The organism is Dolichospermum sp. DET69, from assembly GCA_017355425.1.
GTDB lineage: Bacteria > Cyanobacteriota > Cyanobacteriia > Cyanobacteriales > Nostocaceae > Dolichospermum.
Genome location: CP070233.1, coordinates 155,231 through 170,141 on the forward strand (window position 1 = coordinate 155,231; position 14,911 = coordinate 170,141).

At 35.1% G+C, this 14,911-nt stretch carries 21 protein-coding genes and 1 pseudogene; 15 read left to right on the forward strand and 7 right to left on the reverse strand.

Translation table 11 applies throughout. The features are described from left to right. Positions 1–14: 14 nt before the first annotated feature. Both EZY12_00790 and EZY12_00795 read left to right on the forward strand, forming a co-directional pair. Positions 15–1,337, forward strand: coding sequence for a CO2 hydration protein (locus EZY12_00790; protein QSX68286.1), 1,323 nt, complete (start codon positions 15–17; stop codon positions 1,335–1,337). Between the two features lie 101 nt (positions 1,338–1,438). Then, positions 1,439–1,813: an endonuclease domain-containing protein gene (locus EZY12_00795; protein QSX68287.1), complete on the forward strand. Its 375-nt coding sequence runs from the start codon at positions 1,439–1,441 to the stop codon at positions 1,811–1,813. A gap of 83 nt (positions 1,814–1,896) precedes the next feature. Here EZY12_00795 and EZY12_00800 read toward each other — a convergent pair whose 3' ends face one another. The 7 genes and pseudogenes from EZY12_00800 to EZY12_00830 all read right to left on the reverse strand — a co-directional run bounded on the left by EZY12_00800 (position 1,897) and on the right by EZY12_00830 (position 5,000). Further along, positions 1,897–2,385 carry a nitrogenase-associated protein gene (locus EZY12_00800; GenBank protein QSX68288.1) on the reverse strand — a complete coding sequence of 163 codons (489 nt, stop codon included), beginning with the start codon at positions 2,383–2,385 and terminating at the stop codon, positions 1,897–1,899. 130 nt (positions 2,386–2,515) lie between these two features. Then, positions 2,516–3,127 carry a cupin gene (locus EZY12_00805; protein QSX68289.1) on the reverse strand — a complete coding sequence of 204 codons (612 nt, stop codon included), beginning with the start codon at positions 3,125–3,127 and terminating at the stop codon, positions 2,516–2,518. Between the two features lie 2 nt (positions 3,128–3,129). Further along, positions 3,130–3,615, reverse strand: coding sequence for a hypothetical protein (locus EZY12_00810; GenBank protein ID QSX68290.1), 486 nt, complete (start codon positions 3,613–3,615; stop codon positions 3,130–3,132). 137 nt (positions 3,616–3,752) lie between these two features. Continuing rightward, complete coding sequence (locus EZY12_00815) at positions 3,753–4,019, reverse strand: type II toxin-antitoxin system ParD family antitoxin (GenBank protein QSX70464.1); 267 nt, start codon at positions 4,017–4,019, stop codon at positions 3,753–3,755. After that, a pseudogene (locus EZY12_00820) lies at positions 4,014–4,256 on the reverse strand (XisI protein). The gene EZY12_00815 and the pseudogene EZY12_00820 overlap by 6 nt, the downstream one beginning before the upstream one ends. 7 nt (positions 4,257–4,263) lie before the next feature. Further along, positions 4,264–4,599, reverse strand: a complete 336-nt coding sequence (locus EZY12_00825) for a XisI protein (protein QSX68291.1) — start codon at positions 4,597–4,599, stop codon at positions 4,264–4,266. Continuing rightward, positions 4,587–5,000, reverse strand: coding sequence for a XisH family protein (locus EZY12_00830; GenBank protein ID QSX68292.1), 414 nt, complete (start codon positions 4,998–5,000; stop codon positions 4,587–4,589). Before EZY12_00830 ends, EZY12_00825 begins: the two co-directional genes overlap by 13 nt. A 353-nt stretch (positions 5,001–5,353) precedes the next feature. On the opposite strand from EZY12_00830, the gene EZY12_00835 reads away from it, so the two are divergent. The 13 genes from EZY12_00835 (at position 5,354) to EZY12_00895 (ending at position 14,640) form a co-directional block, all read left to right on the forward strand. Continuing rightward, the gene (locus EZY12_00835) at positions 5,354–5,542 is read left to right on the forward strand and encodes a hypothetical protein (protein QSX68293.1); all 189 of its coding nucleotides are present in this window, start codon (positions 5,354–5,356) and stop codon (positions 5,540–5,542) included. Positions 5,543–5,586: 44 nt separating this feature from the next. Continuing rightward, on the forward strand, positions 5,587–5,730 hold the full coding sequence (locus EZY12_00840) for a hypothetical protein (protein QSX68294.1): 144 nt from the start codon (positions 5,587–5,589) through the stop codon (positions 5,728–5,730). A gap of 197 nt (positions 5,731–5,927) precedes the next feature. After that, positions 5,928–7,088, forward strand: a complete 1,161-nt coding sequence (locus EZY12_00845; GenBank protein QSX68295.1) for a hypothetical protein — start codon at positions 5,928–5,930, stop codon at positions 7,086–7,088. A 31-nt stretch (positions 7,089–7,119) separates the two neighbouring features. Next, a complete protein-coding gene (gene hypF, locus EZY12_00850) occupies positions 7,120–9,465 on the forward strand; it encodes a carbamoyltransferase HypF (GenBank protein QSX68296.1) in 2,346 nt (781 codons plus the stop codon). Between the two features lie 54 nt (positions 9,466–9,519). Further along, positions 9,520–9,780, forward strand: coding sequence for a HypC/HybG/HupF family hydrogenase formation chaperone (locus EZY12_00855; GenBank protein QSX68297.1), 261 nt, complete (start codon positions 9,520–9,522; stop codon positions 9,778–9,780). Between the two features lie 81 nt (positions 9,781–9,861). Further along, on the forward strand, positions 9,862–11,013 hold the full coding sequence (gene hypD / locus EZY12_00860; protein QSX68298.1) for a hydrogenase formation protein HypD: 1,152 nt from the start codon (positions 9,862–9,864) through the stop codon (positions 11,011–11,013). A 92-nt stretch (positions 11,014–11,105) separates the two neighbouring features. Further along, a complete protein-coding gene (gene hypE / locus EZY12_00865; GenBank protein ID QSX68299.1) occupies positions 11,106–12,200 on the forward strand; it encodes a hydrogenase expression/formation protein HypE in 1,095 nt (364 codons plus the stop codon). A gap of 62 nt (positions 12,201–12,262) precedes the next feature. After that, positions 12,263–12,445: a hypothetical protein gene (locus EZY12_00870; protein QSX70465.1), complete on the forward strand. Its 183-nt coding sequence runs from the start codon at positions 12,263–12,265 to the stop codon at positions 12,443–12,445. 333 nt (positions 12,446–12,778) lie between these two features. Further along, positions 12,779–12,931, forward strand: coding sequence for a hypothetical protein (locus tag EZY12_00875; protein QSX68300.1), 153 nt, complete (start codon positions 12,779–12,781; stop codon positions 12,929–12,931). Positions 12,932–12,944: 13 nt separating this feature from the next. Continuing rightward, entirely contained in the window at positions 12,945–13,286 is a 342-nt protein-coding gene (hypA, locus tag EZY12_00880; protein ID QSX68301.1) for a hydrogenase maturation nickel metallochaperone HypA, read from the forward strand. After that, the gene (gene hypB / locus EZY12_00885; protein ID QSX68302.1) at positions 13,277–14,080 is read left to right on the forward strand and encodes a hydrogenase nickel incorporation protein HypB; all 804 of its coding nucleotides are present in this window, start codon (positions 13,277–13,279) and stop codon (positions 14,078–14,080) included. Before hypA ends, hypB begins: the two co-directional genes overlap by 10 nt. A 118-nt stretch (positions 14,081–14,198) precedes the next feature. After that, complete coding sequence (locus EZY12_00890; GenBank protein ID QSX68303.1) at positions 14,199–14,429, forward strand: type II toxin-antitoxin system HicB family antitoxin; 231 nt, start codon at positions 14,199–14,201, stop codon at positions 14,427–14,429. After that, complete coding sequence (locus EZY12_00895) at positions 14,422–14,640, forward strand: type II toxin-antitoxin system HicA family toxin (GenBank protein QSX68304.1); 219 nt, start codon at positions 14,422–14,424, stop codon at positions 14,638–14,640. Before EZY12_00890 ends, EZY12_00895 begins: the two co-directional genes overlap by 8 nt. Positions 14,641–14,911: the final 271 nt, after the last annotated feature.

The following is a 14,911-nucleotide window of genomic DNA, read 5'->3' on the forward strand; positions in this document are numbered from 1 at the left end:
ACAGAAAAAATATTATGGTACAAACTCCAGAAAAACAAACTACCAAAATTCCCCCTTCTAAACACGAATTTGCAGAAATTATTCATCGCTTAGAAGCTGGTGGTTCAATGTTGCCAGATACACCAGAAAATTTAATGCAAATCATCGGTATTTATAAAGCTTATGCTGTACCGATGGATTTCTATTGGCGAGATTTACTTTACATTGCTGAACAAGTATTTTTAGATCCTTTACCAGCGTTTAAATATTTCTTACCCCAAGAATATTTAGACCTACATAATCATTATGCTGGTGATGATGCTGATTTAAGAATTTGGCGGGGTGTAGCTACTGCACATCCTGAACTTTTGGCATTTATGGAAAAAGGTGAAACTGGAAAAATGCCCAAGATTTTCCATCATTTATTCCATGACAGAATTAACATGGAATTTGCAGAAGCTTGTATGCAGGCTATGCTATGGCATCGCAAAATGTACGCCCCAGTTAATCAATTTGATGCTTATTTAGATTCGGAAGAATATAAAGCTAATGCGGATAAGGCAATTAAAGCTTATTTTCGGAAAAATCCTTTAATGTCAGGACTTTACAAACTGTTTCCTGAGATGTTCTTGGAACAGTGCCGGATGATGTCCTATTATTCTAATTTAGGACTTTTCTGGGAAGTCATGGCACCTGTGTTTTTTGAAATGTCAGATATTTATGATGAAGGTGGTTTTAAGGGTGTACCTGATGCCATGGACTTTCTCGTAAATGGTATATTTGCAATTGCTGGTCGTCCGATTTATCATCATGTTTATATTGATGGTGAATGTTATGAAATCATCCCCAAATCTAAAGGTTTTACCTGGTTATATGAAGCGGCATTACCCTATGTAGAAGCTGTTTTTTATCGCACAGCACCATTTAGAGGGACAAAGTCTTATAATGCCCAAGCAGGACAAGTTCCAGCAGATCAAAAAGACTTTCATTATGGGATTCTTTACGCTGATGTCTTTCCTGTTGGTACAGCAGGTATTCCTCCTACATTATTAATGCAAGATATGTTGCACTTTTTGCCTCAATATCTTGTTGATTATTATCAAGAATATTGTCGAGGAGAAGAGGATATTTTGATTCAATTGGGAATTACTTTCCAACGTTCCATGTATAATGTCACATCTGCGGTAATTCAAGCTTTGAGAACGGCTCTTTTATATCCTTTAGATGATGAAAATCCGAAGCATTTACAAGCAAATCGGGAATTCTTTGAAATGCAGCTAAGTCGTTTTACTCGCACTGATTATGGTATGCGTGATGCTGCAAGGTTACGGGATATTCAAAGACAGGATTATAGATGATCCCCCTAAATCCCCCTTAAAAAGGGGGACTTTAACTCTAGTTCCCCCCTTTTTAAGGGGGGTTAGGGGGGATCATCACTAGTATCTCAATCAAATGAAAAATGTCTGAACAAAAAAACTTACTTCAATCAGATTTTCACTTACCCTATAACCAAAAGCTTGTAGCAAGAGCAAAAGAACTAAGAAAAAATATGACACCCGCAGAGAAAAAGCTGTGGAATGAATATTTAAAAAATTTTAAATTTCGCGTTCTTAGACAAAGACCTATTGATAATTTTATTGTTGACTTTTATTGTCCAAGTTTGAAGTTAGTGATTGAGGTAGATGGTGATAGCCATTTTACCTCTGAAGGTAAAGATTATGACTTAGAAAGAACAGATATATTAAAAGGACATGGATTGGAAATAGTTAGATTTACTAATAGTGAAGTTTTGAATAATTTTGAAAGCGTATGTCAAATACTAGAAAATATATGAAAACTTTTTTCTGTAGTATTTTTCTCGTTCCCAATCAGAGACTGGGAACGAGGGAATAGAGAAATAAAGAGGCTTTTTGATGGTTAATGCTGGTGTTCTTTTTCGTGATTTTTACAACCACCTTTACCATGATCATGGTCGTGATTGTGTCCATTAGCGCAGCCTTGGAGGTTTTGCTGCATGAGTTTTTCACTCATTTCTTTAAAAGAATCATCTACAGCTTTTAAGCCTATCCATGCGTCAATTTTATCAACATCAAAACCTACTTCTCTTTTATCCCCTACTTGGATTAAGGGACGACGAATTAATAAGGGATCTCTTAACATCATGACTAAAGCATTTTCAGCGTTGATGTTTTCAGGATTCACCTCTCCTGATTTTACTCTAGGTGCGGCTTTATTAAACCATTCTATCACTGGGCGATCGCCAAAAAATGATCGCAATTTTTCCACTGTCCAAGGTTCTGTTAATAGGTTATATACTACTACCTCATGACCTGCGGCTGTGAGCAAAACTTTTTGCTTTATACCACCTTTACAGCCTGGTTTTTCATAGAAAATTACTCTGGCCATTGCGATTTCTCCTATAAGGTTCTGGTTTGATTTATGGATAGGAAATAATTAAACGCGGATAAACGCAGATAAACGCAGATATTATTATATTTATCACAATAATCTGTTATTGATGTTTTTGCCATTACTTTTAAAATTTTTTAGCAATGTGGTTAATTACATCAAATTCAAATCTCTGTTTTGGATTGGTTTCTCCATAAATATTAAATGTTACTGTTGGTTTGTCTCCAATGGATTCAACTTGATGTATTGTTTCGGGGGTAAAGCTGACAATATCACCGGGAGATAAATTTATTTCTCCTACTTTTTCCAGTTTATCAGGAAAATCTGGGTGGGAACTCCGTCGCCAAAATGTGTTTTTTTCCTGACCTTTTAAGATTGCGACTACTCCCCATGTTCCATGATTATGAATATTAGAAGTTGTCCCTGGTGCAAATTTCACTGTTTGTACAGTTAAGGGAAATCCCAATTCATTATATAATAGTAAAACCGAGAATCCTGTTTTTGAATCTGGTTCTAAAGATTGACTTTGTACCCAATAGGAATTGATAATTAACCGTCTTACTAACATTCTCATATCTGGAAGTCGGGTTGATTCATCTTCAACATTTTTGAGAACATCTTCAACTTCAGTTAGAAAGCGGTACAACCGATAATTATCACGCAATAGATCCCATTCTCTTGCTGATTTACAGATTTGATGCTGTCCATTTTCAGCAATAAACCAATCGTTACCTTGCATAATTAATCATCATCTTCTGTTGGACGGGTTAAAATATCTAGGAGAATACCAGCACCAAAATCATTTTTTTCATCAATACCTTTTATTCTGGTACTGATTTCCTTAGCTTGCTCTATTTTTCCTAGTTTAGCTAATACCAAACCAGAAGCAGCATAAGCATTTAAGTACAATCTGATTTGGGGTTCTTCGTGGCGTTTAACGAGAATAGGTTTCAGTTCTTCCCAAATCTCAGGTAGACTTTCCGCTTTCTTAATTTTAGCGGTTATTTTCTCTGCTGTTGTCAGTGCGAGAATATAATTATTTTTGTAATAAAAATATCTATAAGCTGCAACTAAAACATCTGTGTTATCTGCTGTTTTAGCTAAAGCCTGTTGCATATATTTTGTAGATTCTTCTGTATTTTCCCAAGTATGTGCAGCTAATATTAATAATTCTTTGACATCATCTGCTACATCAAACCATGAAAAGCTATTTGTATCAATTTGCATAATAGGTAATTAATCCCATTTGTTCTGGAATATTGGGGATTTCCCATATTTACTATTTAACAATTAAAATTGTAGTTAGTTAGATAAATTTAATTATTTTATCACTTTGGTAAAATGAGAGAAAATAACGTAACGATTCATTTTTGTACCTGTCGCTGTTGCTGAAAACGATCTAAAATTTGATTTACAAATGTTTCACCGTCAATAGGTGCTGTGTGTTCTGAAATCGCAATAGCAGCATCAATTTTTTCGCGCACTTCCTTAACCCATGCTGTCTCAGAAGGATCATACTCATCTAGTAACTTGAGAGCGATTTCTAGAACTTCTTCTACAGAATGGTATTTTCCAGTTTGCAGCTTTGTTTCAATAAAGCGTTCTTGCTTAGGTGTGAGACTAATGCTCATTCCCTCCTCAGTGCCATCATGTTGAATCCAAACCTTACCATCAATTAAATCAAGATGTAATAAAGTTCCATATATCCGATAACCATTTTTCCAACCAGTTTCTACTAATAAATAACGATCATTTTTTTCATCTAACACCAATTCAACTTTAACTTGTTCATCATTACCAAAAAAATCCGCATATTCTTCGATAATTTTTTGAATTATTTGACGATATTGATTAGTTAAGGAATCCATTTGACAATTACCCCACAGCAAACCCCGTATATTGCCTCACCAAAGGTTCATGAAATGCCAAAACAATATCTGAATTTGGTACTCCCAACTTCACTAATTCATTAGCAATTCCAATTTCTGTACCATCATGCTGTATCCAAATTTTCTCACCTTTAATATCGAGATGTAACACACACCCATAAACAGGTTTTCGATTTTTCCAACCCGTATTCACAACTTGATAATGGTCGCGTTCAGTATCAAAAATTAGCTCCGTTTCAGCTTCATCATCGGATTTACTCAGTTTGGCATATTCGCTCAATAGGGCTTTAATACAACTGCGATAGAGTTCTAACTTTTCCATTCTAAAACCACCTCATCTACTGGATCATAAATGATTAATGTAATTTGAAACCGTTCAATAATAGTACAGACAAATGGTAGAAAAAAGAACTTACGATGTACACCAATCGGAACAGCTAAATATAAAATACGTTCAGGTTGTTGTTCTTCCAAGGCTACCCGATAATTAATAAATTGTCCCACAGCAGTGTGAAATTCAGAAATATTTGATGCACCAATAAAACTTTTAACTTCAACAGCGATTTTTTCCTCTCCCCTTTCTGCGGCAATAACCTTTTCTGCACCCAAGTCAATTTGCATATCAGCCCCACCAGCCTTAATCCTCAATGGGTCATCTGTAATCACCCAACCATCCTTTTCTAAACCCTTTTTAACTGCATTATGAAAAACATCTTTAGCCATTGAATGAGCAACCTGATCATCTAAAATAAATTATTTCTACCACCTATGAATATAGTAACAAAATTTTTAATTATCAAGAAATATCTAAACTAATTATTCCTAACTTTCTCATTGTAACTTATTGTATATAAATTTACGATAAATTACTGAACACAGTAAATTACAAAACTGTAATTTAAACGGTGCAGCTACTAAATTAAACATCACTGAAGACAATTTAATTGAGGCTTTGGGACTCCCTCCCCGTCCTCCTGGTGACTGTTCACAAAAGAAAGAATAAGATGTCTCACGCAAAGGCGCAAAGACGCAAAGGCGCAAAGACGCAAAGGAAGAAATAAATTCAGTAATTACTCATGAACACAAATACTCATACTACCCATTCTTTAAGTATCTCTGCGGATGGATTTGCTTTTGATTCGGCTACGGTGGAAAGTTATACGCTTAATTCCTGCGGCTGTTTTATTATTCAACAGTTACAAAAACAACAAAGCAAACAAGAAATTATCAATTTAATTACCTCTGAATTACGAAATTGTCACTGATTCCACACCATTACAAACTCTAGTTACTTTAGGAGAACGGTAAAATGCAAAGCTATCAAAAACCCACAATTCAAAAATTACAAACTGGCTTAATGAATAGGTTTGCTGGTGTTAATAGCCTAAAACTGCCAAGAGAGAATTATCTACTGAGGAAATTAACCAGTATCAAAAAATTGTTATTGCTTTAACAGAAACTTTATGAAAAATGCAGGAAATTGATAGAATTATTCCAGGTTTTCCAATAATCTAAGTAGATGAGGTTGACGCAAGGAAACCCAACATTTTCCAAACTTTGTTGGGTTGCGCTATCGCTTAATCCAACCTACAATTTTGTTAACTAAACCGTATTGGAGTAAATAGCGTAAATATTAATTCCCTATCTACATTGCAAACCCAAAATATCCCTCATTTACTTTTATTTACTGACGGTGCAAAAATAATATTAGGAAACAATATTACACCAGAACAATTAGTAATTCCTCTTGCACCCACTCCGACAACAATGTTTGGACCTCGTGCAGCTTGTTTATTATCACCAACTGGACCATTATGGGTAGCAGATACAGGACATCATCGTTTATTAGGGTGGCAAAATTTACCCACAGAGGATAATCAACCTGCTGACTGGATAATAGGACAACCAGACTTTTATACCGAAGGACAAAATGCTAAAGGTACACCAGGAAAATCTACATTTAGTGTACCCACAGGTATTTGTAAATGCGGTAATGGTTTAGCCGTTGCAGATGCTTGGAATCATCGCGTTTTAATCTGGTATAATATCCCAAAAGATAGTCATATTCCCGCAGATTTAGTATTAGGACAAAGTAACTTTATTGATAATATACCTAACAGGGGAAGTCAACAACCTGCGGCTAATACACTACATTGGCCTTATGGTATTTTCTGTTATGAAAATAAATTATTTGTAGCTGATACTGGAAATCGTCGGTTATTAATTTGGAATCAATTACCAACAGAAAATGGCCAACCTGCGGATATTGTTTTGGGACAACCAGATATGATATCACGCAATGAAAATGGGGGAGGTTCTCCTACGGCTTCTAGTATGCGTTGGTGTCATGATATCACCCTTTGGGAAGATAATTTAGTTGTCACTGATGCTGGTAATAACCGGGTGATGATTTGGGAGGGAATACCAACAGAAAATAATGCTCCTTGTGCGGTGGTTTTAGGACAAAAAAACTTTAATTTTGTGGAATTGAATCAAGGGGTTTATTTCCCGACTGCAAGTAGTTTAAGTATGCCTTATGGGGTAGATATTACAGGAGATTGGTTAATAGTTGCTGATACTGCTAATTCCCGTTTGTTAGGATGGAAGAAACAAGAATCTATTTTATTATTGCAGGGTGCGAACGCTGATGGTGTGATTGGACAAGATAACTTTACAAATAAAAGCGAAAATCGTAATTTTGGACTACCAACAAGACAAAGTTTAAATTGGTGTTATGGAATTAAGGTTTGTGGGGAAACTGCGGTGGTTTCTGATTCTGGAAATAATCGCGTTTTGATTTGGAAGTTTTAATTATCTCACGCAGAGGCACGAAGGAGGAAGAATGAGAATAGAAGAGGTGAGGGTTCGTGGGATTGTTCAAGGTGTAGGTTTTCGTCCTACTGTTTATCGTTTGGCGAGAGTTTTGGGGCTAAAGGGTGATGTTTGTAATGATGGTGAAGGGGTATTAATTCGGGTTTCTGGTAGTGAGGAGGAAATAACGGATTTTGTAGGGAAATTGTATCAGGAATGTCCTCCTTTGGCAAGAATTAATGAGGTGATTAGAAGTCTTTATTTAGGGGAGTTTGATTTTGATAACTTTGTGATTTCTCCCAGTATTAATAGTGTGGTAAAAACTGAAATTTCTCCTGACGCTGCAACTTGTCCCCAATGTCAAAAGGAGATTTTTGATCCTTTTAGTCGTTATTTCCGTTATCCTTTTACTAATTGTACTCATTGTGGTCCAAGGTTGAGTATTATTCGGGCTATTCCTTACGATAGAAATAACACCAGTATGGTGAATTTTTCGATGTGTAAAGAATGTGAAAAGGAATATCAAGATGTAGAAAATCGTCGTTTTCATGCCCAACCTATCGCTTGTCATGTATGTGGACCTCGTGCATGGTTGGAAAGGTCTGACGGTAAACCAGTTATCTCTGATATGTTTTCTATGTTGGATGATGTGGATGCTGTTTGTACGTTATTACAAAAGGGTGAAATTTTTGCTATTAAAGGTTTAGGTGGGTTTCATTTAGCTTGTATTGCAACTTTAGAAAATGCAGTTAAAAAACTCAGAAACCGCAAACAACGTGATCATAAACCTTTGGCTTTAATGGCAAAAGATATTAATATTATTTCTGAATATTGCCATATTAATGATTTAGAAAAAGAATTATTAACCAGTCCTGCTGCACCAATAGTTTTATTAAATATTAAAGATAATAGTAAGTTAGCATCTGCCATAGCACCAGGACAAAATACTCTAGGTTTTATGCTACCTTATACGCCTCTACATCATTTAATTCTGAGAAGAATGAAAGTACCAATAGTATTAACTAGCGGCAATATTTCTGATGAACCACAATGTATAGATAATGAAGATGCAAAAGATAAATTATCGAAAATAGCTGATTATTTTCTGTTTCATAATCGAGATATTGTGAATAGAGTAGATGATTCAGTTGTCAGAGTTAATGATAATCAAATTCAAATCCTCAGACGTGCCAGAGGATATGCACCAGTACCAATTAAATTACCACCTGGATTTACCAAAATACCACCAATTTTAGCAATGGGTAGCGAGTTAAAAAATACCTTTTGTTTATTAGGAGAAGGTGAAGCAATTTTATCACAACATTTAGGAGATTTAGAAAACGCAGCCGCATTTAACGCTTATCAAGAAACGCTGAATTTATATTTAAACTTATTTGCCCATAAACCAGAAATAATTGCTATTGATAAACATCCAGAATATCTATCATCTAAACTTGGTAAAGAACTAGCAATAGGTAACAAAATTAAATTAGAGAAAATTCAACATCATCACGCCCATATAGCGGCTTGTATGGCAGAAAATCAAATTCCTTTAAATACAAAACCCATTTTAGGAATAGCATTTGATGGTTTAGGTTATGGTGAAGACGGTAAATTATGGGGTGGAGAATTTCTATTAGCAGATTATCAAAGCTTTCAACGTTTAGCGACATTTAAACCAATGGCAATGATAGGAGGAGAACAGGCAATTTATCAACCGTGGAGAAACACATACTCTCAACTAATTAATGCTTTTACTTGGGAAGAAATAAAAGAAAAGTACGGTGATTTAGAAATAATCAAATTTCTAGAAAATAAAAACCCCAAACTACTCAACCAAATCATAAAAAAAGGGATTAATTCCCCCTTAACATCATCAGTAGGGAGATTATTTGATGCAGTAGCAGCCGCAATAGGTATTTGTCCAGAAAAATGCAGCTACGAAGGACAAGCAGCTATAGAAATGGAAGCTATAGCTGATATAAATATCTTAAATAATGATAAAGAAACTCTAAATTATTCTTTTAACTTAGAAAAATCAGATAATATATATTATATAGATACATCTCCAACATGGCGAGAAATTATCAATGATATCAAACAGCACATTTCATCATCAGAAATAGCTGCAAAATTTCATAAAAGTTTAGCAATTGCCATTGTCACAACAGTTAAACAACTGAGAAAAGAACATGAATTTCATCAAATAGCATTAACAGGAGGAGTGTTTCAGAATCAAATCTTATTACAACAAGTAAAAATGCGACTAGAAAAATTAGAAATTAATGTATTAACTCATAGTATAACACCTGCAAATGATGGAGGATTATCACTAGGACAAGCCATAATTGCAGCCGCTAAATACTTAAAGAAATAACATAAAACCTCTGTGTTCTCTATGGTTCGTAAATCTTAAAAAAGGAAAATCCAAATGTGTTTAGGAATACCCGGACAAATAACAGAAATAACCAATCATGAACACAAACTAGCAATAGTCAATATTGGAGGAGTCACAAGACAAATAAACATAGCTTGTATAGTAGACGAACAACACCCCCCAGAAAAATGTATAGGAGATTGGGTATTAGTTCACGTTGGTTTTGCAATGAATAGAATCAACGAACAAGAAGCAGCAGAAACATTACAATTACTGCAAGAAATAGCAGCAGCCCAAACAGTCATTAGTAGTTAAATTCTCTTCTTCCTTCTTCCTTCTTCCTTCTTCCTTCTTCCTTCGTGTCCTTCGTCCCTTCGTGGTTTATTAAAAATTAATATGAAATATGTAGACGAATTTCGCAACCCAGAAAAAGCCCAAGCTCTCCAAAAAGAAATTCAAAAACTCAGCCAACAAATAGACAAACATATAAAAATAATGGAAGTATGTGGAGGACACACTCATGCTATTTTCAAATACGGAATTGAAGAACTATTACCCGATAATATCGAATTAATTCATGGGCCTGGTTGTCCAGTTTGTGTCATGCCTAAAGGGAGAATAGACGATGCGATCGCCCTTTGTCAAAACCCCAACATCATCTTCACCACATTTGGCGACGCAATGCGCGTACCCGGTGCAAAAACCAGCTTATTGCAAGCCAAAGCCCAAGGTGCAGATATTCGCATGGTTTATTCACCCTTAGACAGCCTCAAAATAGCCAAAGAGAACCCCAATAAAGAAATAGTCTTCTTCGGTTTAGGCTTTGAAACTACTGCCCCCAGTACCGCATTTACCATCCTCCAAGCAGCCGCAGAAAATATAACTAACTTTAGTATGTTTTCTAATCATGTATTAGTAATTCCCGCCCTCCAAGCATTATTAGAAAACCCAGATTTACAACTTGATGGTTTCGTTGGGCCTGGTCATGTAAGTATGGTCATAGGTACAGAACCTTATGAATTTATTTCCCAAGAATATCATAAACCAATAGTTATTTCTGGATTTGAACCATTAGATATATTCCAATCAATTTGGATGTTATTAAAACAAATAGTAGAAAATCGTTGTCAAGTTGAAAATCAATATAATCGCTTAGTCGAACCAGCCGGAAATAAAAACGCATTAACAGCTATAAATCAAGTTTTTACAGTGCGAGAAAAATTTGCCTGGAGAGGTTTAGGAGAAATACCCAATTCCGGTTTTAAAATCCGCGAAGAATATGCCCAATTTGATGCTGAAGTTAAATTTACAATTCCGAATTTACAAGTAGCAGATCATAAAGCTTGTCAATGTGGAGAAATTCTCAAAGGAGTTTTAAAACCTTGGCAATGTAAAGTATTTGGAACAGCTTGTACCCCAGAAACACCCATTGGAACCTGTATGGTTTCCTCTGAAGGTGCTTGTGCAGCATATTACAAATATGGGCGACTTTCAACTATGGCTAAACGAGATAAATCAGGTGTATCAACCGCACCTTTGTCAGTCTAAATTGCACAATTTGAGGAAAATTATAGGGCTTATGTAACTGTCCAAATTGCCTGTCAAAAATACAAAATTTATAGTTATAAAACAATTTAAAAATGACAATTATTCCCAATCAAAATCCACTGTTTCAAAAAATTGAGCAAGTCCGTCGTCGGCAGGGAAAAGTCCGCGATACCCATATTAATCTCGCCCATGGCAGCGGTGGTAAAGCCATGCGTGACTTGATAGATGATGTATTTGTCAAAACCTTTGATAATCCCATTCTTTCCCAATTAGAAGACCAAGCCACATTTGATTTAGCCAATCTTTCCCAATATGGAAACAGATTAGCATTTACCACAGATTCTTATGTAGTAGACCCCTTATTTTTCCCAGGTTCAGACATAGGAGAACTAGCAATTAATGGCACAATTAATGATTTAGCAGTGAGTGGTGCAAAACCTTTATATCTCACCTGTAGCATGATTTTAGAAGAAGGTTTACCAGTAGAAACATTACGTCGTGTAGTTTCTAGTATGCAGAAAGCCGCACAAAAAGCTGGAGTGCAAATAGTTACAGGAGACACAAAAGTTGTTAATCGTGGTTGTGCTGATAAACTGTTTATTAACACTGCGGGAATTGGTATGATTGCTCCAGGAATTGATATTTCTCCCCGCAATATTCAACCAGGAGACGTAGTAATTATTAATGGTGAAATTGGAAATCATGGTACAGCGATATTAATTGCTAGAGGAGAATTAGCACTAGAAACAGATATAGAAAGTGACTGTCAACCATTACATGAATTAGTAGCTGAAATTATCAAAGTTTGTCCAGAAATTCATGCCATGCGAGACGCAACTAGAGGAGGTTTAGCCACAGTATTAAATGAATTTGCCCTGACAGCAAACGTAGGCATACGCATTAATGAAAATGCAATTCCTATTCGAGAAGAAGTAAATGGAGTCTGTGAAATATTAGGTTTAGAACCTTTGTATTTAGCTAACGAAGGAAAATTAGTCATAGTTGCACCACCTGAAAAAGCTGATTTAATTTTATCAACAATGCAAAGTCACCCCACAGGAAAACAAGCATCTATCATAGGTGAAATTATCCCCACACCACCAGGAATAGTTCTCTTAAAAACAGCCTTTGGTGCAGAAAGAATAATTGATATGCTAGTAGGAGATCAACTTCCACGAATTTGTTAATTTTATGAATCAGTGATATAATACTAGACAATAATTATTTGCAATCAGAAAATAACTAAGTAATTATGGAAACAATCAAAAAGAGAAAATATATTTATTGGCAAGATGAGGATATGTTTATCGGTTACTTAGAAGAATATCCTGATTATTGGACACAAGGAAATTCTTTAGAAGAACTCCAAAACAATTTATTAGATTTGTATCACGAATTTAGCAGTGATAATATTCCGGCTATTAGAGGATGAATGAACAAGTTTTTAATGTATAAACAAACCCCTCTCCAAACCTCTCCCCGAAGCGGGGAGAGGCTTTGAAACCCCCCTTCCCTTGTAGGGAAGGGGGGCAGGGGGGTTAGGTTTTTGGAGATTATCGGTTTCATCTAATACTTTATGGCTAACGCCACGCTATGCCTTCGGCACACTTCGTGAACGCTATCAAACCACCTCTTAGAAAAGTAGCGGAGTTAGAATTATTGTGAAAAGGAGAGACTTAAAGACTTCCAATTTAAAAAATATCCCAAAATTTCTTGTAGTGCGGGCATCTTGCCCGCTAATAATACAAGGACGGGCAAAATACCATTGGATAGCGAAGCGCTGCTGCAAGCAGTTCATTTTTTTTGTGGAGTTCTCTTAATTAAACAACTAGAAGAAATAGGTTGTATTTTTATCAGACATAGAGAAATTAATGAAAACTTAGCTAAACATATTCTGAAAATGCTAGAAAACTCTTAATTGCTCTTTTTTTATGCACGAACTAGGAATAACCCAAAATATCATCGCCATAGTTAGCGAAAATGCCCAAAATAAAAAAGTCCAACGAGTATTATTAGAAGTTGGCAAATTATCAGCTATTATGCCAGATGCCATTAAGTTTTGCTTTGATATTTGCGCCCAAGGTACAATAGTTGAGGGGGCAATATTAGAAATTTTAGAAATACCCGGAATGGCTATGTGTCGTGAGTGTGGCAATACATTTCCTATAGATAAACCTTTTGGTATTTGTAAATGTGGTAGTGTGCAATTAGATATCATAGCTGGTGAAGAATTAAAAATCAAAGAAATTGAAGTGGAGGATTTATGTGTGTAACTTGCGGTTGTTCTGACCATAATCAAACGACAATTACAAATATGGAAAATGAATATCATCATACTCATACTTTAGCAAATGGGACTGTAATTACCCATTCTCATCACCATGAAGAAGCACCCCAAATTCATGCTAAAATTCATAATACAACGATATCTTTAGAACAAGAAATTTTAGGTAAAAACAACTTATTAGCTGCCCAAAATCGCGGTTGGTTTAAAGGTCGAAATATTCTGGCTTTGAATTTAATGAGTTCTCCAGGTTCGGGAAAAACCACCTTATTAACTCGGACCATTAATGATTTAAAAGATAAGTTAACTATTAGCGTTATTGAAGGTGATCAAGAAACTACTAATGATGCAGAAAAGATTAAAAAGACAGGTTGTAAAGTTGTGCAAATCAACACGGGTACAGGCTGTCATTTGGACGCATCAATGATAGAAAGGGGTTTGCAGGAACTTAACCCACCATTAAATTCTGTGGTGATGATTGAAAATGTTGGAAATTTAGTTTGTCCGGCTTTATTTGACTTGGGAGAAGCCGCTAAGGTGGTAATTTTATCGGTGACAGAAGGGGAAGATAAACCGATTAAATACCCCTATATGTTTCGTAGTAGTGAAGTAATGATTTTAACGAAAATTGATTTATTACCTTATCTCAATTTTGATGTTCAACGTTGTCTTGAATATGCAAAACAGGTAAATCCAAATATCCGAATTTTCCAAGTTTCTGCTACTACTGGGGAAGGTTTGGAAGGTTTATATAGTTGGTTGAGTCAAGAGAAAGTTATATGAAACATCTCTACAATAGTTATAGATGTCTATAAAAGCGCTGAATGGTTAAAAATTATTTTTTGAACAATCAGCAATCAGCAGTATAATAATAAAAGATATTAAGGAGTTTACATAGTCAATGCCAACTATCAAACAAAGATTTACTGCCATTATTGAAAAAGAAGATAATGGGTATATTTCTCTTTGTCCAGAATTAGATATTGCTAGTCAAGGAGACAGTATTGAGGAAGCGAAAGATAATTTAAAAGAAGCAATTGAATTATTTTTAGAGTTTGCTTCACCTTCAGAAATAGAAAATCGCCTTAAAAGCGAAATTTTTATTACCAATTTGGAGGTTTCTGTTGGGTAAATTACGGATATTATCAGGTAAAGAAATCTGTAAAATTTTAGAAACAGATGGCTTTATAGAAGTTAGACAAAAAGGAAGTCATATTGTTATGCAAAAACAAATAGGAGATTCTACTCTGACTGCTATTGTACCTAATCATACATCTGTTAAAGTTGGTACATTAATGTCAATTATTCGCCAATCTCAATCAGCTCGTTCTTTATTTGAATAAAAAATCAAGGAAGTCTTAAAAATAATAAATATTTGATACACATTTAGCTCAACTCAAAAAACAATCAGAATAAAAGTGAGAATAAACAATGGGGAAAACTTTAAAGGAAAAACTAGAACACTTATCACCAGAAAGACAGCAAAAGATTGCAGAAGAATCTAAATTTTTAATTGGTGAAGAAATGAAACGACAAGAATTGAGATTAGCACTTAAACTCACTTAGAAGCAAATGTCACAACTTCTCCAAACTGAGCAAATAAATCTTTTTCAA

Coding starts and splice junctions, on each gene's coding strand:
- EZY12_00790 (QSX68286.1), top strand. CDS start 15: ATGGTACAAACTCCAGAAAAACAAACTACCAAAATTCCCCCTTCTAAA.
- EZY12_00795 (QSX68287.1), top strand. CDS start 1,439: ATGTCTGAACAAAAAAACTTACTTCAATCAGATTTTCACTTACCCTAT.
- EZY12_00800 (QSX68288.1), bottom strand. CDS start 2,385: ATGGCCAGAGTAATTTTCTATGAAAAACCAGGCTGTAAAGGTGGTATA.
- EZY12_00805 (QSX68289.1), bottom strand. CDS start 3,127: ATGCAAGGTAACGATTGGTTTATTGCTGAAAATGGACAGCATCAAATC.
- EZY12_00810 (QSX68290.1), bottom strand. CDS start 3,615: ATGCAAATTGATACAAATAGCTTTTCATGGTTTGATGTAGCAGATGAT.
- EZY12_00815 (QSX70464.1), bottom strand. CDS start 4,019: ATGAGCATTAGTCTCACACCTAAGCAAGAACGCTTTATTGAAACAAAG.
- EZY12_00825 (QSX68291.1), bottom strand. CDS start 4,599: ATGGAAAAGTTAGAACTCTATCGCAGTTGTATTAAAGCCCTATTGAGC.
- EZY12_00830 (QSX68292.1), bottom strand. CDS start 5,000: ATGGCTAAAGATGTTTTTCATAATGCAGTTAAAAAGGGTTTAGAAAAG.
- EZY12_00835 (QSX68293.1), top strand. CDS start 5,354: ATGAACACAAATACTCATACTACCCATTCTTTAAGTATCTCTGCGGAT.
- EZY12_00840 (QSX68294.1), top strand. CDS start 5,587: ATGCAAAGCTATCAAAAACCCACAATTCAAAAATTACAAACTGGCTTA.
- hypF (QSX68296.1), top strand. CDS start 7,120: ATGAGAATAGAAGAGGTGAGGGTTCGTGGGATTGTTCAAGGTGTAGGT.
- EZY12_00855 (QSX68297.1), top strand. CDS start 9,520: ATGTGTTTAGGAATACCCGGACAAATAACAGAAATAACCAATCATGAA.
- hypD (QSX68298.1), top strand. CDS start 9,862: ATGAAATATGTAGACGAATTTCGCAACCCAGAAAAAGCCCAAGCTCTC.
- hypE (QSX68299.1), top strand. CDS start 11,106: ATGACAATTATTCCCAATCAAAATCCACTGTTTCAAAAAATTGAGCAA.
- hypA (QSX68301.1), top strand. CDS start 12,945: ATGCACGAACTAGGAATAACCCAAAATATCATCGCCATAGTTAGCGAA.
- hypB (QSX68302.1), top strand. CDS start 13,277: ATGTGTGTAACTTGCGGTTGTTCTGACCATAATCAAACGACAATTACA.
- EZY12_00890 (QSX68303.1), top strand. CDS start 14,199: ATGCCAACTATCAAACAAAGATTTACTGCCATTATTGAAAAAGAAGAT.